19 protein-coding genes and 2 pseudogenes are annotated in these 24,504 nt (G+C 66.1%); 10 read left to right on the plus strand and 11 right to left on the minus strand.

What is annotated here, in order from left to right; all coding sequences use genetic code 11:
• Positions 1-309 precede the first annotated feature (309 nt).
• The 3 genes from AB0L89_RS28225 to AB0L89_RS28235 all read right to left on the minus strand — a co-directional run bounded on the left by AB0L89_RS28225 (position 310) and on the right by AB0L89_RS28235 (position 5,717).
• Complete coding sequence (locus tag AB0L89_RS28225; RefSeq protein WP_365146605.1) at positions 310-1,092, minus strand: Shedu immune nuclease family protein; 783 nt, start codon at positions 1,090-1,092, stop codon at positions 310-312.
• Between the two features lie 26 nt (positions 1,093-1,118).
• Entirely contained in the window at positions 1,119-2,375 is a 1,257-nt protein-coding gene (locus AB0L89_RS28230) for a hypothetical protein (RefSeq protein WP_365146608.1), read from the minus strand.
• A gap of 63 nt (positions 2,376-2,438) precedes the next feature.
• Positions 2,439-5,717, minus strand: a complete 3,279-nt coding sequence (locus tag AB0L89_RS28235; protein WP_365146611.1) for an AAA domain-containing protein — start codon at positions 5,715-5,717, stop codon at positions 2,439-2,441.
• Positions 5,718-6,056: 339 nt separating this feature from the next.
• Here AB0L89_RS28235 and AB0L89_RS28240 point away from each other — a divergent pair, with 339 nt between their 5' ends.
• The 4 genes from AB0L89_RS28240 to AB0L89_RS28255 all read left to right on the plus strand — a co-directional run bounded on the left by AB0L89_RS28240 (position 6,057) and on the right by AB0L89_RS28255 (position 12,150).
• On the plus strand, positions 6,057-6,716 hold the full coding sequence (locus AB0L89_RS28240) for a hypothetical protein (RefSeq protein ID WP_365146614.1): 660 nt from the start codon (positions 6,057-6,059) through the stop codon (positions 6,714-6,716).
• A gap of 56 nt (positions 6,717-6,772) precedes the next feature.
• Complete coding sequence (locus AB0L89_RS28245) at positions 6,773-7,882, plus strand: XRE family transcriptional regulator (RefSeq protein ID WP_365146617.1); 1,110 nt, start codon at positions 6,773-6,775, stop codon at positions 7,880-7,882.
• A gap of 270 nt (positions 7,883-8,152) precedes the next feature.
• Positions 8,153-11,695, plus strand: coding sequence for a hypothetical protein (locus tag AB0L89_RS28250; protein ID WP_365146620.1), 3,543 nt, complete (start codon positions 8,153-8,155; stop codon positions 11,693-11,695).
• Between the two features lie 269 nt (positions 11,696-11,964).
• Positions 11,965-12,150, plus strand: a complete 186-nt coding sequence (locus AB0L89_RS28255; protein ID WP_365146623.1) for a helix-turn-helix domain-containing protein — start codon at positions 11,965-11,967, stop codon at positions 12,148-12,150.
• A gap of 45 nt (positions 12,151-12,195) precedes the next feature.
• Here the strand turns inward: AB0L89_RS28255 and AB0L89_RS28260 are convergent, their stop codons facing one another.
• A complete protein-coding gene (locus AB0L89_RS28260; protein WP_365146626.1) occupies positions 12,196-13,350 on the minus strand; it encodes a tyrosine-type recombinase/integrase in 1,155 nt (384 codons plus the stop codon).
• Between the two features lie 95 nt (positions 13,351-13,445).
• Between AB0L89_RS28260 and AB0L89_RS28265 the strand changes: the two are divergent.
• Positions 13,446-13,610, plus strand: a pseudogene (locus AB0L89_RS28265) (pirin-like C-terminal cupin domain-containing protein); the annotation flags it as partial.
• 118 nt (positions 13,611-13,728) lie between these two features.
• Here AB0L89_RS28265 and AB0L89_RS28270 read toward each other — a convergent pair.
• From AB0L89_RS28270 to AB0L89_RS28280, 3 genes are all read right to left on the minus strand, one after another.
• Positions 13,729-14,661, minus strand: a complete 933-nt coding sequence (locus AB0L89_RS28270; RefSeq protein WP_365146629.1) for a hypothetical protein — start codon at positions 14,659-14,661, stop codon at positions 13,729-13,731.
• A 45-nt stretch (positions 14,662-14,706) separates the two neighbouring features.
• On the minus strand, positions 14,707-15,540 hold the full coding sequence (locus AB0L89_RS28275; RefSeq protein ID WP_365146632.1) for a methyltransferase domain-containing protein: 834 nt from the start codon (positions 15,538-15,540) through the stop codon (positions 14,707-14,709).
• 161 nt (positions 15,541-15,701) lie between these two features.
• On the minus strand, positions 15,702-16,640 hold the full coding sequence (locus AB0L89_RS28280; protein ID WP_365146635.1) for an alpha/beta hydrolase: 939 nt from the start codon (positions 16,638-16,640) through the stop codon (positions 15,702-15,704).
• A gap of 227 nt (positions 16,641-16,867) precedes the next feature.
• Between AB0L89_RS28280 and AB0L89_RS28285 the strand changes: the two genes are divergently transcribed.
• Positions 16,868-17,452 carry a TetR/AcrR family transcriptional regulator gene (locus AB0L89_RS28285; RefSeq protein ID WP_365146638.1) on the plus strand — a complete coding sequence of 195 codons (585 nt, stop codon included), beginning with the start codon at positions 16,868-16,870 and terminating at the stop codon, positions 17,450-17,452.
• Positions 17,453-17,553: 101 nt separating this feature from the next.
• Here the strand turns inward: AB0L89_RS28285 and AB0L89_RS28290 are convergent, their stop codons facing one another.
• The gene (locus AB0L89_RS28290; protein ID WP_365146641.1) at positions 17,554-18,222 is read right to left on the minus strand and encodes a hypothetical protein; all 669 of its coding nucleotides are present in this window, start codon (positions 18,220-18,222) and stop codon (positions 17,554-17,556) included.
• 298 nt (positions 18,223-18,520) lie between these two features.
• On the opposite strand from AB0L89_RS28290, the gene AB0L89_RS28295 reads away from it, so the two are divergent.
• Positions 18,521-19,051: a GNAT family protein gene (locus tag AB0L89_RS28295; protein ID WP_365146644.1), complete on the plus strand. Its 531-nt coding sequence runs from the start codon at positions 18,521-18,523 to the stop codon at positions 19,049-19,051.
• Positions 19,052-19,190: 139 nt separating this feature from the next.
• Here the strand turns inward: AB0L89_RS28295 and AB0L89_RS28300 are convergent, their stop codons facing one another.
• Positions 19,191-19,937: an aminoglycoside phosphotransferase family protein gene (locus tag AB0L89_RS28300; protein WP_365146647.1), complete on the minus strand. Its 747-nt coding sequence runs from the start codon at positions 19,935-19,937 to the stop codon at positions 19,191-19,193.
• A gap of 973 nt (positions 19,938-20,910) precedes the next feature.
• Between AB0L89_RS28300 and AB0L89_RS28305 the strand changes: the two genes are divergently transcribed.
• The gene (locus AB0L89_RS28305; RefSeq protein ID WP_365146650.1) at positions 20,911-21,588 is read left to right on the plus strand and encodes a GGDEF domain-containing protein; all 678 of its coding nucleotides are present in this window, start codon (positions 20,911-20,913) and stop codon (positions 21,586-21,588) included.
• Between the two features lie 336 nt (positions 21,589-21,924).
• Positions 21,925-22,359: pseudogene (gene nrdR, locus AB0L89_RS28310) on the plus strand (transcriptional regulator NrdR); the annotation flags it as partial.
• A gap of 47 nt (positions 22,360-22,406) precedes the next feature.
• Here the strand turns inward: nrdR and cobF are convergent.
• On the minus strand, positions 22,407-23,216 hold the full coding sequence (gene cobF / locus AB0L89_RS28315; RefSeq protein ID WP_365146653.1) for a precorrin-6A synthase (deacetylating): 810 nt from the start codon (positions 23,214-23,216) through the stop codon (positions 22,407-22,409).
• A 202-nt stretch (positions 23,217-23,418) separates the two neighbouring features.
• Here cobF and AB0L89_RS28320 point away from each other — a divergent pair, with 202 nt between their 5' ends.
• Positions 23,419-23,838: an MmcQ/YjbR family DNA-binding protein gene (locus AB0L89_RS28320; RefSeq protein ID WP_365146656.1), complete on the plus strand. Its 420-nt coding sequence runs from the start codon at positions 23,419-23,421 to the stop codon at positions 23,836-23,838.
• Between the two features lie 126 nt (positions 23,839-23,964).
• On the opposite strand, the gene AB0L89_RS28325 is transcribed toward AB0L89_RS28320, so the two are convergent.
• Positions 23,965-24,390, minus strand: coding sequence for a Rid family hydrolase (locus tag AB0L89_RS28325; protein ID WP_365146658.1), 426 nt, complete (start codon positions 24,388-24,390; stop codon positions 23,965-23,967).
• Positions 24,391-24,504 lie beyond the last annotated feature (114 nt).

A 24,504-nucleotide genomic window follows, 5' to 3' on the forward strand; every position in this document is an offset into this window, starting at 1 on the left:
CTCCCACAGGTCCTCCGGGGCCATCCGCTCGACAAGCGCAGCAGTCATCACCCCAGACTGCCGCAAGATCACACCAACTGAAATGACGTCTAAGAGGCGTCCAGCGATGATCATGTAAACCGACAGCCTTCGTTAAGTCGAAGACGATGTGTGCGTCGTTGATCCGTTCAGAGCTGGTCTGGGGCTGCTCGCGCACCTGTCGCATCGAGCCCGGGTGGTTGCGTCTCTTGAGGACCCGCCCTCAGATCGGAAGCCGTCCCCGTCACGGGTAGCGGCAATGTTGGCGGAGCTCCGTGACAGCGGTCCACCTCAATGATCCTCGACGATGAAGCAAGCCCGCTCGTAGAGTTCGTCGAAGGTGATTACTTCGACATCCTGGATGGATGTCCGGTACAGCTCGAAGGAGCTCATCTTCTCCGGGTTCACAGCGCCGTTGTATGTGAACTCGCGCAGGCTCCCGATCACCACGACCTGTCGCGGGCGGGTGGTGGACAGTTCGGTACCTGTCGGGGTGCCGTCCCCCTCGTAGATCCGGGTGAGCTCGCCGGAGATGGCCTGGTGGGCCTTGCTGGCCGCCCTTTGCACCTGCGCCACGCCGCCGCCGAGTTCCTTTGACGCCTGGTAGACGCCCGAGCGGTACGGGGTTCTGGAGAGCAGCTCGGTCTCGTGAGTCTTGATCTCGCAGAAGAGCATGCTGCTGATCAGGCCCTTGGACCGCATGATGGCGTCGATACGTTTCCCGGCTCCGCCGAAGATGTTGGCGCCGGTGGTCATGCGCTCCAGTTTGCCGTCATTGATGGATTCGCAGGCGATGAGGTTGAGGCCGTAGCCAAATATCCACTGATTCGCCTCGAAGAAGGCCTGCCAGACCGCCTCCGCCCCGCGTGTCGTTGCCTGGCTCTCCTCCCGCCGGAAGTAGTCCGGATCGGTAAGAAGCCGCTCGAACCTCTGGAGTTGTTCCTTGCGGTTGCTGATCAGCCGGATGTCATCCTCTGTGAGCCCGCCGCCGATGGCTGTCCTGACCGCACCGAGAACCGTCGTCCGGTCCTGGCCGGTGAGCAGCTGGACTAGTTGGGACTCGTCGCCGGCCACGAGCTGAAGGGAACTGCCGGGCGTGCTCAGGCCGGTGCAGCCCTGGAGGAAGTTGATGACTTTCCAGAAATTCTCGTGGACGTCCCCGGTGTCGACGAGCGCCTGACGGCCCGGGTGCTCCCGGTCTCAGGCACTGTGTGCGTGGCGGAGACTTCTCCAGCCTTCTTCTTGTCCTTCTTCCAGAGTTTGATCCTGGGCGTGAAGGTGTCGCCCTTCTTAATGATGGTGATGCTGCACAAGGTCGCTACCTGGGGCCGGTCGTCGAGGACGAAGTCGGTGATCATCCGGCGGGCCCGGTTGTCATAGAGGTAGTGGAACGCATTGCTGTCCTGCGAACCGCGGATCTCAAGGTCGGTGAAGTCCCTGCGGGTGACATCGAACTCAGTTGTGGAGAAGGGGAGTCGGAGGCCTCGAACGAGGGGAGTAGCGGGAGCTGCGGCTTGGATCCGCCAGTCCGGTGGGATGTTGGGAAGCGGCCGGGTGTCGCCTTCGACCACAAGGTCTTGAACGTCGATGCGCCCGAGCTGGTTGAGCACGGACTGCAACGCCCGCCAGACCACCTCTTTGGTCTCCGTAGTGCAGGTGGGCAGGAGCTCGCGCTCCACCGTCAGAACGGCTTCGTAGGTGTCAGCTGTCCAACTGTCACCAGGAGTGGGCTGGAAGAAGCCGCCATCACGTCGGAAGGTCAGGACTGCGGTGCGGAGCAGGTTACGTGCGGTCTCCTCGCCGGCGCAGTCGAGGAGGCTGAAAACCTGGCCGAGAACCAGGTCGAGCTTGCCCGTGTCAGCGTTCTCCAGTGGCAGCGGGATCAACGGGCCCCTAGGTGGAACTCGTACCGGCTCATACAAGGGGCGGCCGGAGAGGAACTCGCGCGAACGCAGACTCCATCCGTCCGGCGCTAGAAGTGAGTTCAACTCATCGACGTGCTCCATTGCTTCCTCGACGTCAGCCGCCACTTCCGGATGGACCACCCGTGCCAGAAGAGCGAGCAATACCTCGTCCGGTCCATCGGAGAGCTCCAAGCGGGAGTCCTCGAAGATCCAGTCGTCGGGCAGGTCGTCGTTGTTGAATCGGTGCTGCTGGATATCGGCGCGGACCGTCGGAAGCTGGCTGTTGCCAGCTGTAGGTCGGTCCAGGTCGTAGAGGCCCTCCAGGAACGTGACCTCGTCCAATTCGCCCCACCAGGGGCGCGACATCCCGCGCAGGTACGCGAAGATGTCACGTCGTGTCACCGCCGTGATGGTCGGCGGCTCGTTCGGTCTGGCGGGATCGATGGAAGTCATGCATCCAGGATGGACGGTTAGGCAGCAAGGCGCCGGCCAAATTAAGAGGTGAGGGCGTTCCCGTCACAAACGGATGTCACGGGTCCAGGCTCTCGTGCCGCCAGCCGAACCCGTCTTACAAACCGACGCGTAGCAGCGCCAGACCCACTTGTTCTTCCAGCGTCGGATTTCGATCTCTGTGCCTGTGCATCGCCCGCACTTGGGAGGTCGGGCGAACGTTTCGGCGTGTTCGTGTGTGAGCAGCTTGCGGGCGAAGTAGCCACCGCGCATCGTGAGCATGACCTCACGTGTGTTGCTCTGTGAGAGTGCGTTGAGGCTGCCCAGCATGACGGTTTGTTCGTCGATCACTGCAATTTTCTGGTGCATGACATGTATGGGGACAACTGTCTGGGCGACCCCACGCAGGTCCGCGATCAGTGCCTGGCTGCTCTCCTTTCTCTGGAGCTGATCGGTGTCATCGCGGATGAACACGGTGATGCGAACGCCGCGGTCAGTTGCCGCTTTCAGTTCAGGCAGTAGGGATCGGATGCGGTTCGCTACCCATGGCGCCCAGAGCCACAGTGACTGCTTCGCCTGTCGGATCTGAGTGGTGAAGGCGCGATAGAAGTCCCGTTCGTCATCGATGTCGGTCACCTCGACGTGACGGCCGAGGACCTCGGCGAGGGCGATGCCGAATTCACCACGGGGGGCTGTCGGTGTCTGTGGCGCGGTAATCAGGTTCTTGGCGTGAAGCACCCGGACGCCGGGGGTGCCGACGAGGGCGTGCAGTTGAGCCAGGGCCGTTCCCGGCCGAGCTCCACTGACACGTTCTCCACTGGCGATGACGTACAGGCGGGTTCTGACCCGGGTGACGGCAACGTTGAAAAGACGAACGCCATTGCGTCTCCATTCGTCGGCGCCCGGCTGTCGATGGGCAAGCGCCATCCACAGTTCACGGCTGTCCGCACCGCCCTCCACGGTGTCAAAGACGACGACGTCGAACTCCCGGCCCTGAAATCTATGCGCCGTTCCGACCTCGGCCAGCGGACGGCCTCCCGGGCCTTCGACATCTCGTAGTGCCTCCAAGGTGGCTTCGGCCTGCACCCCGTACGGCGTGACGATCCCTGCCTCCTCGCCCTGCTCTCGGTGCAGTTCCACGAGCGCTCGGGCGATGAGAGAGCCGGCAGGCCACCAACCCTTCCGACTGCCGGTCAGGTGCGGCCGCGCCAGCTCGTGTAGGCCGTCGGTGTCGATCAGCACGATCTCGGGGTCGCTGTCGGGCCTCTCCGCGCGAGCCTGGGCACCGCCCCGCAACATCCCGCCGTACGCCAGTCCGTTGGCCAGCTTCATCACGGCAGGGCCGAAGCGGTGCTGCTCGGTGAGGGATACACAGGCCGGGTGTGCCTGAGCATCCGCAGGTTCGAGGATGCCGCAGTGTTGGAAGACATCAGGGAGCAGCCAGCGTTTGATGTCGTCGCGTTCCTGCTGTTTGAGCTCGCTCGGGATGACCGGGCCGAGTTGCATGAAGTCACCAAGAAGGACGGCTGCCCGGCTGGCTTTGCCGGTGGCCAGGAGCACTTCAGGAAGTGCGGCTGACCCGGCTTCGTCGACCAGCACGATGTCGTAGGGGCCCTCGAAGACGGCCCGGTTGGTGCGGAAGCGAGCCAAGGTGGTGGCTACCAGCTTTGCACCCTTGATGATCTCGCCCTGAGCGTTGCGGGCCAGGCGCTCGTATTCCTCCTGGACGTCCTGGTATTGCTGCTCCAACTGCGGCTTGCTGACCCTGTCGGCGGCCACGACCGGACGCAGTCGTTCGGCCCTGTCGTGCTGGGCCGGCCAGCCCTTCTTCGCGGCCTGCTTGGTGAGCGCCTGGGCCTCCTGCGCAGTGACGGCTGCTGCGGTGGCCCGGTTCTTCTCGCGCTCGGCCGCGGCGCAATGCCTCTGCGCCTGCTCGTTCGACGCTTGCGTGGCTGCAGCTTCGGTGTCGAGGTGCCCAATCTGTTCCTGAGTGAGCGGGGCGGAATCGGAGAGGGCCGTGACTCTGGCATCGAGTACCGAGATGCGGGCGGTGGCGATGCGTTGAGTTTCCACGGACTGCTGCCGGGCTGTCTCCGCCTGCTGTTCGGCATCGGTCAGTTGCTGCTGGAGAGCGGCAAGCTTCTCCTTTGCGCGCCACCGGGCAACTGAGCCCTTCGCCTCCCACTCCTTCACCTGGTTCCGCAAAGGACGGCACTCCTCATCGGCCAACAGCGCGTCAGCCGCTCGGTGTTCCGCTGCCTGTCTGACTCTGACCATTTCGTCGCAGAGCTGGTCCACTTCGCGCCAGACCTGGCGCGAGGGCTCCGCGGCGTCGGCGCGGTCCGAGGCCGCCTTGGCGTACGCCGTGGCCTGGGACAGGTCTCGAACCGCCTGGGCATACCGGTCGTCGGCCGCGTCGCTCCGGGCCAGCGCGGAATCCAGGTCCTCACCGGGCGTGCGCAGAAGCTGAAGCGCAGCAAAGTATCCGACCGCATCGAATCCGGCGAGTGCGGATTCTACAGCTGCCAGTTGACCGGCGCGGTTACGGATCGCGACCAGGGCAGCCTCCACGGCGCTACGGCGCTCAGCTGTTTCCGCTAATCGTGCCTGGACCATAAGTGGCAGAGAGACGGAAGGGTCCTCCGCTATCTCCTTGAGGTGCGGTGGGCCCACACGGACGATCTCACCCGGGCCGTGGCACTTCTCTCGCACCACTCCGAGCAGGGCGTTGTCCACGGCGACGTTGGTTGCAGAGACCAGCAGCACCCGCTCGCCCCGAGCGATCAGGTCACCGATGGCGCGTTTGAGTACGGTGGTCTTGCCGGTCCCCGGCGGCCCCCACACCAGATGGACGCCTTCGCCCAGACAGGCTCGATAGGCATCCGCCTGGGCGGGGTGGAAGCCGGGCGGGTCCGGCTCCAGTCCCGAGGCACCTCCGATACTGCCGGCGGCCAGGGCGGCGGCCAAGGGGTGTTCACCCAGCCCGGCGATGCCGTCACGCAGGGCCTCGATGAGGAAGGTGGGTGGCTGCTTCAGCATCCATAGGTGGGCGTCTGCGATATCGGCGAACTCGGCTACGCGCAGGGTGAGCAGAGATCCGTTCTGGACGGTCTCAGAGACGATGAATCCGTCGGCCTCAACGGACCGGTCATCCGGCCCGGAGAGCCGCAGGCTGTCCAGTTGATCCGGCCCGATGTCACTGCCTCGCAGGTCCACCGCGTACTGGCCAGGTTCACCAGTGCGGGTCGCCCGTCCGATGCGCTGCCATCGCGCCGTTCTGCCCGCACCGCCCTCCAAGGCAATCCACTCGCCGAGTGCCGCCGTGATCTCCTCACGCCACCCCACGTACTGTCCCCCAGCTCCCGCCCCGCCTTCGGACTGGCAAATCTACCCATCCCCACGAAGCGACATACCGATAGGGGCTGGCGACTGCAGGGGGCGCGAGGGCTCATGGACGCAAGAGCTTCGCTGAAGTCGGTATAGCGCCACCTGGACGTGCCAACCCCGCTCGTTGATCGATGTGTTCGCCCGACAGAGCAAGGGACCTACCCGTTGGTCTCACAGACGCGATAACAGTGAACTCCCTTACTGTGACGCCACCTTGCTGCTCCGAACTTATAAAGACAGCACCGCAACTGCGGTAGCATTCCTATAAGTTCGAGTCGATCAAGTCCCGGAGGTTGAATGGCCGTCCTTCCCGTCGCTGCACCTGAGTCCGACGACTATCGCGTGCAGTTGGCTGCCCTCGGCACCAAACTGGAGTACCTGCATCCGGCCCTACGGGCCGGCGAGATCGCTCGCCGCTCGGCGACGCCCAACCACCCGGCCAACACGGCTGGCACTCGGGCGTACCAGGAGCACATCCGCATCATCCGGGAGATGCACATCCAGCACGAGGGATGGAAGCGGCTCCTGCATGACCACCTGGAAGTGGTCTGCAGCCCCGACGGGGCCATCGCTATCGGCGCTATGACTGGGGACGCTGCGACCGGCAACCGCACGCTCCACCCCCGGAACAAGCGCCGTCGAGGCGCCGCGACTGAACGCGCCGCAGAGGCCAACACCCAGCTGGAGTTCTTTCCTCCACCGGTGCGCCGTCACGAGATCGTCCTGAGCGCCGACGAGGCCGACCGGCTACAGGTCTGGTTCCTGGTCTCGTACCGAGTCGAAGGCGGCGGCAAGCTCCACATCCACAACGAACTGTCACTGCCGGGTGAAGTAGTGGACGGCTACGTTACGAAGTGGAAGCAGCGCATACCTCTTCCGGTCCTCGAAATGGACGGAGTCGAACGACCGTACGAAGATGGATCCGGCGAGATCGACATCCCCGTCGACTTCCGCTGATCGTCCGTCCTGGTGCGGCACTGTCTAGCCAGTGCCGCACCCTGCACCACCGACAAATGAGGCAGTCCACCATGGTGACCCCATCACGCATCACGCTGGCCCGGAAGCGCCGGGGACTGACCCTCGCAGAACTCTCCCAGCACGCAGACGTTTCCCTGCAGAGCCTCTCCAACTACGAGACAGGCCGTACCTCGCCGCGTCTACCAACCGTACGGAAGATCGCCGCAGCGCTGGACTTCCCTCAATCATTCTTCAGCGGTCCGGAGGTGAACGAGCTGCCCGCGGAGGGGATCTCATGGCGTGCTCGAACCAAGACGCCGCCCCGCGTTCTGGACTCGGCCCGGGCGGCAGGCACCCTCGCCGCCCAGCTGTACGACTGGATTGCTGAGCGCTTCCTACTACCGGATCCAGATCTCCCTTCCCTCGGCAAGCCAGACCCGGAAACGGCCGCAGAGATGGTGCGCACTCGCTGGGACCTGGGCCACGCACCGACGCCGAACATGGTGCACCTGCTCGAGGCTCATGGCGTACGCGTCTTCTCCTTGCCGCCAGACTCACTGGAAGTGGACGCCTTCGCGGTCTGGAGGTGCGGAGTCCCCTTTATCTTCCTGAACACGATGAAGACGGTGGAACGTGGCCGGTTCGACGCCGCTCACGAACTGGGCCACCTGGTCATGCATGCCAGCGGTGAGCGCTCCTGCACCGGACCAGAGGCCGAGCGTCAAGCGAACGACTTCGCAAGCGCCTTCTTGATGCCGGCCGCCAGTGTGCTCGGGCACATGCCCGCCGGCGCCCGAGTCGACCAGATCCTCGAAGGCAAGCGCATCTGGAAAGTCTCCGCCATGGCACTCACATACCGGATGCACGACCTGAACCTCCTCACCGACTGGCAGTACCGCTCCACCTGTGCGGAACTGAGTGCGCGTGGGTACCGCACCGACGAACCCCAGGGCCTGAAGAAGCGTGAAACCTCTCAGGTTCTGACCAAGGTCTTCCAAGGGCTCCGCACCAAGGGCATCCGCCCGAATGACGTGGCCGATCAACTCGGCATCACAGTGGACGATATGAAGAAGATGATCTTCGGGCTGACCATGACGTCCATGGATGGAGGCGGTGAACGCGCAGGCGGCCACAGCCCGGATGGGATCCTTAGTCTCGTGCGGTGATGGAGACAGCGGACGGCTCCTTGCAGCCGAGAGCAGGGCACGCTTCGGCTACGCCCAATAACGCAGGCAGTCGCGCTACCGACGGGGATCGCCAGATGAGACGCCAGCTCATCCTCAAACTGAGACCCACCACCAACTTCTGTCGTTCGTAAGCGAGATGTAGGAGCCACGCCCGTCAGCTCTGACGCTCTGACGCGTCTGAGTGCTGCTTCTGGAGTCGGCCTGGCTGCGGGCGTCCCGGAGAGTCAACTATGCCTAGAGTATGGATTTGTGAATCTTCCAGCACGTGTACGGCAGGCTCTCGGTGAAGCTGTGCATCCGGGAAAGTTTGAGCAGTGCGCCTGTGCCCTGCTCAAGTCTCGGTACCCAGGGCTGTCGGCGGTCGAGGAAGGCCACGACTTCGGCCGTGACGCAGATATTTACTTCCCCTTCGATGGAGACACCCTGGATGCGCGGGGACGCCTCATGGTCACGACGGGCGATCCTGTGGCCAACGTGCGCAACGGCCTGCATCGGATGCAGGAGGAGGGACTACGCGTCGACCTAGTGGTGGTGGCCTGTTCTAAGCCGGTCAACGGCCGTACCCGCAGGGCTCTCGACAAGCTGTGCTCGGACCGAGACCTGCCCCCTCCCCACGTCTACGGCCAGGAGTGGTTCGTTCCTGAGCTGGTGCAGGATGCGGCCTGGCGCAGGAGTTTGCTGGACATTGAGGGCCGGCTCGGAGCACTGCTCGATGAGCCGCTGACCCCACCGATGGTGGCGTCTCCCCCGTCGCTGGTGGGCAGGGCCGAGGAAACACAGGCCCTGGCTGGCGCGGTCGACGCCAGCCAGGACGTGGTGCTCGTCGGTGTTCCAGGGGTGGGCAAGACGCGGTTGACCAGTCAGCTGGGCACGCGTGCGGTCTACCTTCAGCCTTCTGCTCTGGGCCACCTCCACGACGACCTGCTGCTGACGAAGCCGCATGCAGTGGTCGTCGACGACGCCCATGCCCATGCTGATGCGGTAAGTGCTCTCCGACATGCGCGCCGTCAGACGGGCCTGTCGTTCTCCGTGGTGACCACGACTTGGCCGGACCGGCTTGAGAGAGTGCAGGAGTGGCTCCCCGGGGCCACGGTCATCGAGGTGGTCCTACTGGAGCGGCCTCAGATGAACGAGCTGGTGGAGTCCGCAGGTGTCACCGGGTACCGGTCCCGGGCCGCGGTACTCAATCAGGCAGACGGTCGGCCGGGCTGGGCGCTGGCATTGTGCGAGTCGCTGGCTGGCGGTGCGGGCCAAGACGTTTTCAGTGGCAAGGCACATGTGGCACACGTCGAGAGGTACTTGCGCGAGGCGACTGCCTCGCGCACGGTGCTAGACGCGCTGGCCTGCGTGGCCGCTCTGGGCGGAGCATCGCCTGAAACGCTGTATGCCCTCGCGCCTGTGGTCGGAGTGGCTCCGGCCGAGCTGTCGGGCATGGCGGAGGATCTTGCACACAACGGGCTGGTGGAGCACCGCGCCGGTGTGTGGCACTTGCAGCCCGCCCTGTGCCCGGCACTGGTGGCCCGCTGGTTCTTCACTGCCCCGACTCGCCGGCCGTGGGCAACTCTGGTGACCGCTTTTCCTGATCATGAGCTGGACTTGGCGGCTGCGGTAATGAGGGCGGCGGCGGCTGCACCCTCCTCTCGCCAGGCGCGCGAGGAGGCTGAGCGATGGGTTGGGGCACTGCCGACAGCCAGAGCCTGGGACACCGGCACGTTCGCCGTAGTCGCGAAGTATGCGAATCTGGATGTATCCGCAGCCGAGTTCGCAACGAAAGCCGCCCTGTCCGTCCTGGCCGCTCTTCACGAGCCGGAAGGGGCAGTCGGGGTGGAGGCAGGCTTCCTCGGCGATGCTGCGGTCAACCAACTGGTACAGAGCGCGCGCCAGTTTCTGCTGCCCCAAGCAATCGCGGGACTGCTGGCCATGGCCGTGGGTGACAACCGCCGCCGTCACTCCACACCACTACATCCGCTGCGCGTGCTCAGCGACTTGGCCGGTGTCATCGATCCTGACTTCGGCACGTCCCTGGAAATCCGCACACGTCTTTTGCGGGCCGTACTCGCCTGGATTCGCGACCACTGCAGCAGCGACGAGCAGTGGTGTGTGGCTGGCGAGGCTCTGGCGGGCATCTTCAGTGTCAAGGTGTCGGGGAACTGGCCCGAGCCCGGGACGCACGACACGTACACCTTCGCTCGAGGGATCGATGCAGCGGACAATCTCGCCGGGCTGATCGGCCTGTGGGAACAGGTGGTCCCGCTCCTGACCAGTGATGAGGGCCTTGAGAACAGAGGGCCCTGCCCACCGCGCGCGCTGGTCGCGCTGCTGGAGATGGCGCTGGGCTGGGTCCGTCTCGGGCTGGGCGTCTCCTCTCAGGAGGCCGTCTCGGCGGAGCAGACGCAGTACGGTGCCGAGGGCGGCCGTCGCATCCTGGACACGCTGTATCCGCTGCTGCAGCGCAGCGCAGGTACGGCGTTGCGTGCACATCGCGGGCTAACCAGCATCCGCGACCGTGCTCGTGAAGCCGGGTACGAACTGCCCGTCTTCGACGTCGATCCCGATCTGCAGTCCTTCTGTGAATGGGGGAACGCCGACTTCGTCTCTGACGTCGAGACCGCCACCGAGCAGGTCCACTCCCGAACGACCACGCTGGCCGGGAAACTGGCAGCCCTGGGTCCTGACGCGGGAGTGGCCCGTTTCAATGAACTGATCGAGCAGTCAAGCCTGGTGGGCGAGGATTCGGGCCATCTGACCGCTGTCCGCACGGGCGAGCTGATGACGGATCCGGCGGCCTGGTACCGGGCAGCATCCGCTTCGGAGTGCCGCATGCTGCAGGGCGCCGCCCTGACACAGTGGCTCACGCTGGCTCCGGACGCGATACCGACGGCCGTGCTGCAGGCCGCCCTTGAGGACACGCGCAGTCGGCCCGCCGCCATCAGTGCGGTCCTTGCGCGCAACGTGGTGGATCAGGCAGGAGAGACGGTGATCGCTTCGCTGCGGGCCGAGGACGTTCCCTGGCTGGATAGGCTGTTTTGCCGCGACGCGGACGACGTCATGCACCGGCTGCTCGTCCATAAGGATCCGGCCGTCGCCGCGAGCACAGCGGTCAGTTTCGCCGTGGGCACCCCGCATGGGCCCGCCCTTCCTGAAGACTGGCGGGCAGCATGGAGCAGTGCCTTTGAGGGGCTACTCGTCGACCGTCTCACCTCGCACAACCAGTGGAGAGCGGGCCACGTGCTTGCGTACGTGGCCGAGCACGACGCCGACACCTTCGAAAGGTGGTTCGGCCGTCGGCTGCAGGACATGGCTGCCCAGGGCTGGTATTCCTCACCTCTCCCCCATAACAGCGAGGACCTGCTGGCTCTCCCGCCCCGCCCGCACAGGCTGCGTCTGGCTCTCCAGTGCATTGGTATGCCCCGTATCGGCCCCAGCGCTCTGGTCCCTCTGATCAATTCGGACACCGAGCTGGCCAGACAACTGCTCGACGAGCACGCCGTCGATCCCGGCCGGCTGGTCACCTGCCTGGAGGAGCAGCGCAACAAAGCCCTGGAAGAAATCGGTCCTCTGCTACTGGAGCGGGGAGTGTCCGCGCAGCAGATCGCAGCCGCCGCGGCCTCGTACAGTTCCTGGTCAGGTGACCGCTCACGCATACACCTGGAGCTCATCGACTACTTCACCGCTCTGGCTGATCGTGTCCCGGCGCTGCGGACGGTAGCCGCATCCGGCTGCTCACAACAGCAGGAGTTGCTCCGCAAGGCAGAAGAGCGAGAACGCGACACACGCGTCCGTGGCCGGTAAGTGCAGCGGCGGACAGTCGGGCAGGACGCCCCACGAGGCGGAAGGTCGAGGCTGGGAGCTGTCGGCTCCGGCCGAGGAGCTATTGAGCCAAGGGGTCACCGAGAACTCCAGCAGACGAAGAACCTGCTGATTAGCACAGAGGTCGCTCACCGCGCTCCCACAAAGACCGAGGCCGAGGCCGTTACCAATCGCTGCTATCAGGTGAGTACGGTCTGGCCAAGTTTCCCCTCTCGCTGACACTGATCCTCACGTCCAGGCATGGAGGTCAGATGCCATCGCAGTTCATGAATGCCAAGCAGACCGCCGAGTACCTCAACATGTCCGTGACCTGGGTCTACCGCGACGCGCCCCGCCTGGGCCTGGCCGCCCATAAGTTCGGCGCCGGGCGGAACGCGAAGTTGCAGTTCAAGGTCTCCGACGTGGACGCATGGGCTCGGCAGCAACGACTCGGCTGACACTGCGGCGGCTCCGGAGTTCGCTAGTCCGGAGCCGCCGCCATTTCAAGCGGCCAGCGCCACGTCGAGCACTTGGGCCGCCTTCCCGATCGACCCGGGCATCAGGTGCCGGTAGATCTTGAAGGTGACGTCGATGCTCTTGTGTCCCATCCATTCCGCGACGTCCGTGATCGCGAGTCCGTTGGTCAGGCAGTTCGAAGCGAAGAAGTGGCGGTAGCCGTAGATCACCATCCCCTCTGGGATATCGACCTCGATCGCTGCCTTCATGCGCTTCCACTGGTTCGACAACCCCCAGTGGGGATACGGCTTCGCCGCGTTGGTCGGCTGGCGCAACAGGTACCCGCCGACCGTTCCGTACTTCTCGGCGTACCAGTCGATCGTGTCCCGAACTCGCGCCGGAAGCGGCACGTCGCGGTACTCCCCCGCCTTGCGGTGCTTCAACGGCCCGTACTTCCCCGTCGCCTGGACCACCTGCTCGTTCACCCGGTAGACATCGTCCGCGACGATGTTCTTGAGGTTGACGGCGGCCGCCTCCCCGTTGCGCAGACCACAGCCGCTCATTAGATCGACCAGCAGTGTGAAGGCGTCGTCGCCGGCCATCCGGTGCGCCCGCAGCTGCTCCAGCGAAGGGATCACGGCCCGGTCCGGGTCGTACTGCGGAGCCTTCACCCCATCCAGTGGGTTGTCCGCATAAAGGCCGAGCCGATGGGCGTCGAGCAGGATCGCGCGCACTTTGTCGAAGGCGTTGGACTGCGTCGCCAGACCCGTCTGCGCCCGCTCCATGGACCGGATGAAACCGTCGACCACCTTGTGATCGAAGCTCAGCATCTTCCGGCTGCCGATCGCCGGGAAGACGTGGTGCTCCAGGAGCGAGTCGAGATGGCGAATGGACCCGACGGCCAGGTGGCGCTGGCCCCCCTTCCACTCCTCCGCGTACTCCTCGAAACGCATGGCGCCGTACTTCGCTATACGTTCCGCCTTCGCCCGGGATCCCGGCCGGCGCCTCTTCCCGTTGTAGATCTCCGTCAAACGGTCGATCGCGTCGTCCTGCCGCGCGAAGCCGGCCTCCTCGGTCTGCTGGCCCCCCGCGTTACGGAAACGGATCTTGTAGGCGTGCGGGCACTTCGGCCACCGGGACTCGGGGTGCTCGCAGTCCTTGAAGAAGGTGCCCATACCGCGGGTGAGCTTGCGTGCTGCCATGTGGTGCTGACTCCTCGGCGTCCGATGCTGACCTTTTGCTGACTGCCGAGGGTCTGTCACGCCTCTGACCTGGGGAGAACCGTCAGAACCGTGATATGTGGTGGAACTTCGTGGGCCGCACGCAGGAGGAGATCGAGCAGGCGAGGGAGGACTGGATGACGGGCACCCGCTTCGGCGAGGTAAAGGGCTACGCCGGCGGCCCCCTGGCGGCCCCGACCCTGCCGCCGGTCCCGCTGAAGCCGCGGGGAAGGGTGCGCTGAGCTGGGAGGTATGGCTAAGTGGCGGTGCCGTTCTCACAGAAATGGCCCACCACGGGGAGGCTGGCATCGCGCACACCGTTCATCGGCACCGACGATGCTCAGACAAGGGTGAAGTTACTCAAGGTTCCGTTCGACAGGACAGTTGTTGTGGCTCCTCGCCCGGCAAGTCGAGCATTCTCGTCGATTCCTGAGCGGCCGTCTGCGGCAGAGGGGATTGCAGGGGGCCCCGCTGCGGCGTTGCAGGAGGGTCGGCGGGATCGGGTGTCGAGCCCGCGGAGGGGTGGACTTCCGGTACCCGCTTGATGCGGCGGCGCCTCCGAGGGGGGCGCTCCGGCTGTGTCGTGATCTGGCGGGAGACCTTGGGCTCCAGTGGCATCGGTTCGTAGGCGGCATGGGTCTGTTCCGGTCCCGCCGCCGGGAGGGTTGGTCCGGCATCCGCGTAGTGCCGCAGACTTCGGGTGAGCTCCTGCAGACGGTGCGCATGGAGATGGTGCAGGGCCTCGCCGATGAGCCGGGTCGCGTCGTCGGTGAGGGCCAGGAAGGTGGGGTGCAGGATGTACTTGCCCAGCTTGACCGCCGCCTCCAGCGTCTTGTCACCGCGAGCCAGGTCGGTGACCAGGGTGGCGGTCCAGCCCTCCGCCGATGCGTCCGGGAGCATGAGCCGATTGAGGACGTCGAAAGCGTCAGCCGCCAGGCTCTCCCCGGGGTGCGGTACATCGTCCCGGCCCGCCACACCGGCCGCGCCGAGGTCCTTCTCCGCCCAACTGTGCGCCCGCACATGCAGGGCAAGAGCGAGAGCAGTACGGACGAATCCCTCCTGCGCGGCGTCCCCGACCGGCGGATGGTCCGGCATGCCGGGCCCCAGCATCGCCTGGGCGTGCCCTGCCAGCACGCCCAAGGCCCACGTCCGCCGAGCCGGGTCAGAAGGTTTCCGACGTAGCTCTCGGGCCGCGACACGGGCCGCACTCCGCATTCCTTTGGCGAGCTGATCGAAGTGCTCAGGCAACGGAGTCTCCCACTGCCGCGGCACCGCACGGTCGTTGACGTCCACGCTGCCCCCTCCCGGCCATACCAAGAGTACGAGCAGGAATGGCGTCTACACGGTGTGATCCGCCGATCGTTCGGCGATGACCAGCAGATGGCCGCTCATACCGTGGATGGACGGGTCGTCGGCAGTCCGATAGGCGATGTCGAGCAGTTGCTCGTAGGCGTCAGGGTCCCGTTGCGCAAGAGCAGCCACTTCCGGCTGCGCCCAGGACAGGATGCCTTGAGATGCGAGCAGGCGCCGCACACGGAAGCCATGGTCTTCGAAGAGAGACGTGACATTCTCCGGGCGGGTGAGATATCCGCCCGTGAAGCGTCCGGGCCGCGTGTCGTCGTAACGGCCCTCGTCCAGAAGGAGATCGACTGCCCCAGTGGTGAATGCGGCTGACCCGCGCTCGAGCACGGTGGAGACCAATCGCATGTAGCGTGGCATTACGGTCGCCACCAGCAGCCCGCCTGGTCGCAGGACTCGATGAGCTTCCCGTATGGCCTGACGCCGGTCAGCGCTGGAGATCAAGTGGTAAAAGGGCCCCAGACACAGTTGGGCGTCAAAGGAAGCGTCAGGGAAAGCACTCAGATCACGCGCGTCCGCTTCCGCGACGGCCTCCACATTCGCGGCAGTCTGCCGGGAGGCATGTCCGACGCGATCGCGCGCAACGTTCAGCAGCGCAGGCGACAGATCGGTGAGCGTCACCCGGTATCCACGGCGTGCGAGCCACAGGGTCCATGTGCCTGGGCCTCCTCCGTTGTCCAGAATCCGCGCGGGGGCAGGAGGCAGATGCTCCTCAAGCGCCCGCGCGTGCAGCTCCCGTTCGATGGCCCCGTCGGTGGGCCTGTCCAGCCGGTCGGCCTCCCGTTCTGCCGACTGCTCGTAGTAGTCCCGCACAACTGCTATTGGATCGGGCCCAATCGTTCTCGTCACGAATCTCATGATCCAGATCCGGCAAACCACTGTCCAAGGTCCTGGCAAGGTTTCATGTCACGTACACATTGGCCCCCTCACCGAAATGAGACCGCCTAAAAGCCACTTCAGTGGTTCGACGGATGTCACTCGTCGTCCGCGATGAAGTCTGCTATCGCGGCAGTGACGGCTTCGGGCTGCTCGTCGGGGATGAAGTGTCCGGCTTCGGGCACGACGATCCCGGTGGTGTTGTCGGCCCAGGGGCTTATGGAGGCGGCCATGTCCGGAATGGAGCCGTGGCTGCTGGAGATGCCGAGGATCGGCACGGTCAGGTGCCGCGACGTGAGCGCCTCACGATTCTTGCGCGCTGATTCCGCGGCGTCTCGGTAGTACGCGAGGGAAGCCCGCAGGCCGCCGTCGGCGGCGACGGCCGCCGCGTAGTGGTCGACCTCGGCGTCGTCGAACGTGTCGGGAGACAGGGCCTTCATCTTCAAGAACCAGTCGACGTAATCGCGTTCGCGGCCGGCAAGTAGCGTCTCGGGCAGTTCGGGCACGATGTGGAACGCGAAATGCCAGGTCTTCCACGCCCGGTCCGGGTCGGTGGGAATCGCCTCCGGGAGAGTGATACCGGGAATTCCGGCGTCGAGCAGAGCGACCCCGCGCAGGTGGCTCTCGAAGTTGAGGGCAAGGGAGAAAGCGACCCAGGCGCCGATGTCGTGGGCGACCAGGGAGTAGGTCGACACCCCCAGAGCCTTCACGGCGGCGTGGACGTGCGCGGCAACCGAGTGCGTGTCGTAGCCGCGCTCGGGACGTTCGGAGTGGCCCTGACCCGGCAGGTCGATCGCGATGACGCGGAACCGGTGGGTGAGGCCGGGCATCACCTTGCGCCAAGCCCACCAAGTTTGCGGAAATCCGGCGAGCAGGACGACGGTCGGGCCGCTCGGCCGCCCGCCTTCGACGGCATGAAGGCGGACTCCGTCCGCGTCGACCCAGCGGTGAGTGAATCCGGCCAGATGCCGCAGAGGCAGGTCGCGGATGGGGTTGCTTGCGGAGACATGCGGAGTGCTGGTGGCTGAGCCGGTCACGGGGATCCTCCATCGGTGCCAGAGGTGAGGGGCTTGGGCGGTGCGGCTGGCGGCGGTGGCTGGGGGCCGCGCGGGGTGTTTCTCGCACGGTCGCGAGGTCGCGAGGTGCGCGGCATGCCTGGCCGTGACCACCGCTTGAAGACTAACGCATCTTGAACCGATTGGTTCAAGATAGACTGGCGTGCGGCACGGTCCGAACCATCGACGCATCGGCAAGGAAGTACCGCGTGGCAGGCAAGAAGCAGTTCGACATGGACACGGCGCTCGACGCCGCGATGATCCAGTTCTGGCGCGACGGCTACGCCGACACCTCACTGGACGACTTGTCTCGGGCCACCGGTCTGAACCGCAGTTCCATCTACTCCTCCCTCGGCGCCAAGGACACGCTCTTCCTGCGCTGCCTGGACCTCTACGCCGCGCGCTATGGCGAGAAGTACGACACCGCCCTGTCGGGGGCGGCCTCGGACACCGTTGTCGCTCTTCGCGCGTTCTTCGACGTCACCCTCCAGCGCATCGCCGATCCCGAACTGCCCGATGGATGCCTGATCGCCCAGTCGGCCATGGCGATTCCAGTGCTGAGTCCGGGCGTCGCCGCGCACGCCAAGCAGGCGCTCGGCTGCCAGCTCCTGCGCCTGCGCACCGCGCTGAAGGCCGGCGGACTGACCGACCAGGACGCCGAGGCCTTCGCCGTCCACGCGGCGGCCGTGAACCAGTCGCTCGCCGTCATGAGCAGGGCCGGGACGAGCCCGGCGCAGCTCCTCGCCATCGTGGGCGTGACCGTTGAGGCGCTGTCGCAGGCGGTGCGCGCGTAACGAATCCGATGTGACCGTCGGACTCGCAGCCTGGTACGTACCGTTATTCCACTAGGCAGTGTCCTGGCGATCAAGAGCGTAGGCCCGCTCGCGCCAAGCGTTCACGCAGCGGTCGCCGGGCCCAGGTGAGGGGCGAAGTGCTCGGCCACCTCCGCCGCCACCGCCGTCGCGTTGAGCGTGCCGTCGACCTCGATGACGCGGATGCCGAGGCTGCGGGCGTTCTGTACCGCATCCTCGGCGATCAGCCGGTCGCGGGCGATGCGGTTGGCCTGGGCGCGGGCTGGGTTGGTGACAGGGATGCTGAGGGCTCCTGCGCGCGGAAGGGTACGGAGTTGGTGGCGACGGAAGTCTTCGGTGGGGACGAGGACAACCATGCGCCGAAGTGAGTCGAGCAGCGGCGCGACGAGCTCCGGTCGCAGTCCCCATCCCTCAGCGATCGCCGGCCGGCCGGTGAACAGTGCGCGCAGGTCGTCCAACGCCCACTCGAAGCGGACCGGGAATCCGGCCAGCGTCTCGGAGGTCATCTCCTCCGGGCTCTGTTCCACCCAGACATGGTCGGGGGCGGGATCTCCCACGGGCTCACCCAGGGCGACCCGGCGCGCGATCCGGCGATCCTGGTGGCCGCGGGCGTCGTGGTAGTCGTAGTGATACACCGTCAAGCCATGCCCCTTGGCGATGATTTCTGCCACGGTGGTCTTGCCGGACCACTGTGCGCCGCCGATCCACAGCATGCGCTGCAGACTGCCGTGCGGATCCCAGATTTCTGACATGAGCGTCCTCCCGTTGGAGAGCGGCGCAGACTTCCACCCGGTGATGATTTTCCGGTTTTGACAGCAAAAATTACAGTCTTGTCTTCACTGGGCGGTTGGCAGAGAGTAGAGGGGAGGTTCTGGAATTCGTCTTCGACCGCCCACCGGGAGCCGGCGACCTTGACCGGACCGGTCAGGGAGCAGACGTAGTGGTGGGCGACGATCGTCAACCGGCCGAGGGCGTGGTGCTGTGACGCGATGTGCGGCGCCCGAAGATATTCGCTGGTCTCTGCTTACCGGTGGTGTTCATACTGCCGCAATGGATCCGGTGACTCTTGAGACCGACCGTCTGGTGCTTCGGGCCTTCACACCTGCCGACGTGGATGCGGTGTACGAGGCTTGCCAGGACGAGGACATCCAGTTCTATACGCCGGTGCCGGTGCCGTACCGGCGTACGGACGCGGAGAAGCTCGTCGGCGAGCAACTGCCCACGCAGTGGGCCGAGGACAAGGACTACACCCTCGGCGCGTTCCGCAGGGACAGTGGTGCCCTGGTCGGCTCGTACTGCCTGACCCTCATCAGCCGCGGTGTCTGGGAACTCGGTTACTGGGCGGTCAAGGAGCAGCGCGGACGCGGGTACTCGGTGGAGGCCGCTCGGGCCCTGTGCGACTGGGGCTGGGCCACCCTCGACGTGCACCGCATCGAGTGGTGGGCCATGGTCGGGAACACCGGCTCGCGTGCCGTCGCCGAGAAGCTCGGTTTCACCGTCGAAGGGATACTGCGCCATCGCAGCATCGCCAACGACGGCAAGCCGCACGACTGGTGGGTGGGCGGGCTGTTGAGGCCCTGATGCCCGCTCCAGCGCTGCACCGGCCCACGCGAAGGCTGCGCCGCGACCCATCAGGCGATCGCTTCATCGGTTTCGGACGGTTCGGCGTGCCGACCCACCAGGCCGGCACCGCGTACGTTGCAGTCGGGCCCGTGCAGCCTCACATCCGGGACCTCAGTACGTCGACCTCGCAGCCCGGCGCGAACGGGTCGAAGCCGTGCTCGATCAGCCAGCGCACTGCCAGCAGGCTTCGCAATGACCACCATGCGTGGATCACGTCGAGGTCGACGTCGGCGCCATAGCCGGCGACGACGTCGTCGAGGTGCTCCTCGTGTCCGAGCGTGAAGGTGGCGAGGTCGTACAGGGCGTCACCCTGCCCCGCTTCGGACCAGTCGATGATGCCGGTGATCTCGTCGCCGTCGACGAAGACGTGGGCGATCTGCAGATCGCCGTGCGTGAACGCCGGAGTCCACGGCCGGAGCGCGGCCTCGGCGACCTGGCGGTTGCGGGTGACCAGGTCAGCGGGCAGGAGGCCGTTCGTCACGAGCAGTTCGCACTCTTCGTCGAGTTCCGCCGCCAGAGCGACGGTGCTTCGGCCGGCGCGGCCCGGAAACGGCGGCAGCGGCGCTTCGTGCAGCTTCCGGATGGCGGCGCCCGCCGCGGCCCACGCCGCCGGCGACCCGGTCGACGACCCGCCGAGGCGCCCAAGCGTCGTCCCCGGCAGTGCGGCGATAGCGAGCACGGGCGGCTTGCGCCACAGGACCTCGGGGGTCGGGACCGGCGCGAGGGACATCGCCTCCACCTCGACGTCGACGCGCGCCTGATCGGCGTCCACCTTCAAGAACACGTCGCCGACACGCAGCGTCGCACGCTCGGAATGGGCGACGACGACTTTGACCTCATCCATGGGCGCCCAGTATCCCGGGGATGATCGCCGACGTCGCCAGGTTTATCGCGTGCGCGTACGGGTCGACCGCTTCCGCGGCTCGGCGGACTCATGCACGACACCGACCTTGAACAGGTCGCACTCACCCGCTTCTTCAGAATTCCGTGGCGGCGGCCGCAGCCGTTCAGGACAACGTAGGCATGAGAGTTGCCTCAGAACTCCACCGCGGATTTACATGTGTCGGCCCACAAGGACCGGCCGCAGAGAAGACTGGCTCGATCTGGCCGACCGGCCGGCCGCGCCCGGTGAGGCCGTTCGGCGGTGGGACTGCGCTCGCCCATGAGGACGGAATGCTCGGTGGCCACGGCCAAGTTCTGGCCGATGTGGCGTCTCCGCGCCCGAGCAGAACCTGGTCGACCGCCTTGAACCCGCTCGGCCGTCGCGCTTCCCTGGTGCCCCACAGGGAGCACCCCGTACGCTCCCCGGCGTGCCCGCGTGGCCTGAGCAGAGCATCCCGTGGCGGAAGTTACGGCAGCAGGACCGAGATGGTCACTGCCGAAGCACTGGTGACGGAGCAGGTCGATCGAGCCCCGACCTTCACGTAACCGAGCTCGGTCACCCGGCGGTGTACCCCTGCGCGCAACCGCTGCGGAGGACCGGCGCGGACGCGGACGGCGACGAGAGGGCCTCCGCCTGGTTCCGTTGCTTCCGCGCCCGTGAGGATGCGCGGCCACCGGCGAGCGTCCCGGACTCCACCTGTGCCCACACCGTCCCGCGGAGCGGTACGGAACCGCTGCCCGACGGTGGGCGCTTCGTACCCATCCCACCAAGCCCCGCGCAGCGCCGGGGCGGACGCGGTGGTCCCTCACCACCGGCACCACGAAGGCGGACGACACAGCATCCCCGCACAGATGGCCGCCACGGGCGGACGCGCCAGGCGGCCACCTCTTCGGACACATCGACCCCACACCGGACAAGTACGGAGGACACCACCATGACGTCCCACATGTACACGCCCACCCGGAGCAGCCAGCGCGCCCTCCTGCTGACCAGCGTGGCCCTCCCGTTGACCGGCTGGACCCTGCACGCCGTACTGCTGTACCGGCAGCTGGCCGCGACGAAGCGCGACCCGCTGACCGGGTTATTACGCCGCGACGCCTACACCACCCGGGCCCGCCAGATCCTGCGCCGCCACGGCGACGGCACCGCCGTCGTGATGGTCGACGCCGACCACTTCAAGGCCATCAACGACACGGAGGGCCACGCGGCCGGCGACACCGTCCTGATGACGCTGGCCGACCGCCTCACCGCCTGGGCCGGCGAAGGCGCGGCCATCGGACGGCTCGGCGGCGACGAGTTCGCGATCGTCCTGAACCTGCCCCGCGGCCAACGCGTCCAGCGTCTGCAGCGGTTGATGCAGCTGCTGCACACACCCACCGTCCTCGAGGACGGCCGGCTCATCGACGTCGCCGCGTCGGTCGGAGCCGCCACCCCCGACGGGATCGGGACCCGTGACCTTCCCGCGCTGCAACGCGCCGCCGACGCAGCGCTCTATGACGGCAAGCACTCCGGCCAGGCGCAGTTGGCAGGCCAGCACCACCGCACGGTGCCGTCCATCAACGGCCGTCGAGCCGGCCGCCCCGGCACCGCCGCCTGGGGCCGTGCCGCATGACCCAGCGCCCTCCGGCGGGCCGGTCCGCCTGCGCGAGCGGCCCTCCCACGACCGAATTCCATGGCTGATGACCACTCAATTACCCGATGGGTCCGGGCGTCGACGACGAGGCGGGACCCATCGGGTGGCATCCGGCCCGAGTGCCCTCCATACCGCACCGCTTCCGACCTCGCATTCGACGTCACCACATGGTGCGGCGTGGTGCCCGGCTCGTCGGTGTTGTGCATCTGGCGAAAAAGGCCAGGTCAGTTCCTTTATGATCAGGATCGGATTCACGGTCGGCCGGACACCGGTAGACGCCTCAACCATCCGAGAGAATCGGAAAGGACACGAACGGTGTGCTGCCCCTTCTGCAGGCTCCCCGACAGTCGCGTCATCGACAGCCGGTCGACCGATGAAGGCACCTCGATTCGCCGTCGGAGGCAATGCACCCACTGTCAACGCCGCTTCACCACAGTGGAGACCTACTCCCTGCTCGTGGTCAAACGCAGTGGTGTGACGGAGCCGTTCAGCCGCACCAAAATCGTCAGCAGTGTCCGTAAGGCATGCCAGGGCCGGCCCATCACCGAAGACATGCTCGACCGGCTCGGTCAGCAGGTGGAGGAGAACGTGCGGGCCACCGGGAGCGCCCAACTGTCGACTCACGAAGTCGGGTTGGCCGTTCTGGAACCGCTGAGCGAACTGGATCCGGTGGCCTATCTGCGGTTCGCCTCTGTCTACCGCGCCTTCGAATCACTCACCGACTTCGAGAACGCCATCGCCGATCTGCGCGCCAGGTGCGGCTGAGTTCCCGTGACGAACCAGATGAACTGCCGACATCACTGACCCGGCTGCTTCGACGGCTCTTCCAGGATTCGCAGCAGATACGTGTCCATGATCCAGCCGTGCCGCTCCCGGGCTGCGGCTCGGACCTCCCTGATGCGGTCGGACACGTCACGCAGGGGTCCCGCGACGAGCAGTTCGTCGGGCGTTCCCAGGTACGCACCCCAGTAGATCCAGACGTCCTCCCCCTCGACCTGGGTGAACGACTCGTGCGCGTCGAGCATGACGACGATGTCACCGTCGTCGTTCTGACCCACGTCGGACAGGCGGCGGGCCGGCGTGATGTGGACGGGCCGACCCACCTGGTTGATCGGAATGCGGTGCCGCGCGGCAAGAGTAGAGACGCTGGTGATCCCGGGGACGACCTCGACGGCCGCCGAGACCCGCCCGCGTGCTTCGATGTCGGAGAGGATCCCGAGGGTGCTGTCGTAGAGCGAAGGGTCGCCCCACACGAGGAAGGCGCCGGTCTCGCCCGCCGCCAGTTCGTCGAGCATCAGCCGCTCGAACAGGTCCCCACGGCGAGCACGCCAATCCTCAATGGTCGCGGTGTAGTCGGAGCGGTCCATAGGACGCCTGTTCCGGCTCGGGTCCTCGACCTCCACCACGCGGTACGGAGCCTCGGCGTGCTCCTCCAGCATCTGGTGGCGCAGATCCGTCAGGGCGGCCTTGCCGGCACCCTTGCCCACGATGAAGAAGACGTCCGCGCGCCGGATGGCCTTCACCGCTTGGAGGGTGAGGTGGTCGGGGTTGCCCGCCCCTATGCCGATGACGAGGATCGTGCGCCTGTCCGTACTGTGCGTGCTCATGACGGACAGTCTCGCAGCTCAATCTTGAGCCTGTGCCCGGGCAGTGAGCCCACCGCCTGGAGGCGGCGAAGTACGCACCCCACTGATGCGGCGGTGTCCGACCACTCCCCCGAGCGCGACCGCCAACGCAACGCCCATCGGTCATCTGCACGGCCCGGCCGCGGCCGACACGGAATTCACCGACGGCAGCTAGTGTCGACCCATGTCAAGCCCTGGAGACGTGCCGCCGGAGATCCTCAACCGACTGCGGCCGATCTGCCGTCAACTGCCCGAGTCGTACGAAGAACCGGCCTGGATCGGCGTGCGCTGGCGGATACGTACGCGGACCTTCGCCCATGTCTATACGTCGGACGTGGAGCGCTCCCCGGTCTACGCCCCGTATGTATCCGCGGATCGGGAGCTAGTCGTGATGACCTTTCGGGTACCCGTCGACGACCTGCTCGGCCTGACCGCAGGCGGGTTCCCCTTCCTTCGTGCCCACTGGGGCCACAACGTCGTCGCCACCGTGCTCGGTGACGACACCGACTGGGCCGAGCTCACCGAACTGATCACCGACAGCTACCTCGAGATGGCCCCGAAGTTTCTCGCCGCCCGAGTCGCCCTCCCGCCTCCGCTCAGCTGACCGCAGAGCGTTCCGCAGGCCGCAGAGCGTTCCGCAGGCCGCCGCCCCGGTTTCGAGGTGACGGCCTGCCGCGAAGTGGTGCCGTCATGCCCTTACCGTCTCCAACTCGGTACGGGAAGCGATGGTTCAGTTCCCCGAGCCGACGATGGCGGTGACGCGGATCTCCACGCGCATGGCGGCGAGTCCGAGAACCGTGACGCCGGACTCGGTCCAGATCGGCGCGCGGCCGCCGAGGCGACGGCGGAACTGCTCGGCCATGACCTTGTTGTGGTCGTCACCGATGGCGTCGTCCCCCGGTGCGACCTTGTGGTACGAGTTGACGTGGATGACGTCCTTCCATGTCGCGCCGACCGTGGCGAGCGTGCGCTCCACGTTGTCGAAGGCCCGGATGATCTCGTCTTCCAGCGAGTCCGGAATGACCAGGTCGTCATCCACCCCGGCCTGACCGGAGATCTCGACCCGGTCACCGACGCGGACGGCCCCGCTGTAGCCGAGGGCCTCGTGCAGCTTCTCGCCGTAGCCCGGGACGACGCCGAAGGTAACAGTGCTCATGATGCTCCCTCTGTCTGTTCATAGGGGGGGTGTTTTCACGTACTCGACTTCACCCTTGAAGTGAGACTAGCAGATGATGAGTTCACGTGTGAAGTCATGACGGATGGCGCTGAA

It is taken from the genome of Streptomyces sp. NPDC052114 (assembly GCF_040680155.1).
Taxonomy (GTDB): domain Bacteria; phylum Actinomycetota; class Actinomycetes; order Streptomycetales; family Streptomycetaceae; genus Streptomyces.

Bases quoted from the DNA above. Each gene is read 5' to 3' on its own strand.
- AB0L89_RS28230 (WP_365146608.1), bottom strand. From the start codon at position 2,375: ATGACTTCCATCGATCCCGCCAGACCGAACGAGCCGCCGACCATCACG.
- AB0L89_RS28240 (WP_365146614.1), top strand. From the start codon at position 6,057: ATGGCCGTCCTTCCCGTCGCTGCACCTGAGTCCGACGACTATCGCGTG.
- AB0L89_RS28245 (WP_365146617.1), top strand. From the start codon at position 6,773: ATGAGGCAGTCCACCATGGTGACCCCATCACGCATCACGCTGGCCCGG.
- AB0L89_RS28255 (WP_365146623.1), top strand. From the start codon at position 11,965: ATGCCATCGCAGTTCATGAATGCCAAGCAGACCGCCGAGTACCTCAAC.
- AB0L89_RS28260 (WP_365146626.1), bottom strand. From the start codon at position 13,350: ATGGCAGCACGCAAGCTCACCCGCGGTATGGGCACCTTCTTCAAGGAC.
- AB0L89_RS28290 (WP_365146641.1), bottom strand. From the start codon at position 18,222: ATGTCAGAAATCTGGGATCCGCACGGCAGTCTGCAGCGCATGCTGTGG.
- AB0L89_RS28295 (WP_365146644.1), top strand. From the start codon at position 18,521: ATGGATCCGGTGACTCTTGAGACCGACCGTCTGGTGCTTCGGGCCTTC.
- AB0L89_RS28300 (WP_365146647.1), bottom strand. From the start codon at position 19,937: ATGGATGAGGTCAAAGTCGTCGTCGCCCATTCCGAGCGTGCGACGCTG.
- AB0L89_RS28305 (WP_365146650.1), top strand. From the start codon at position 20,911: ATGACGTCCCACATGTACACGCCCACCCGGAGCAGCCAGCGCGCCCTC.
- cobF (WP_365146653.1), bottom strand. From the start codon at position 23,216: ATGAGCACGCACAGTACGGACAGGCGCACGATCCTCGTCATCGGCATA.
- AB0L89_RS28320 (WP_365146656.1), top strand. From the start codon at position 23,419: ATGTCAAGCCCTGGAGACGTGCCGCCGGAGATCCTCAACCGACTGCGG.
- AB0L89_RS28325 (WP_365146658.1), bottom strand. From the start codon at position 24,390: ATGAGCACTGTTACCTTCGGCGTCGTCCCGGGCTACGGCGAGAAGCTG.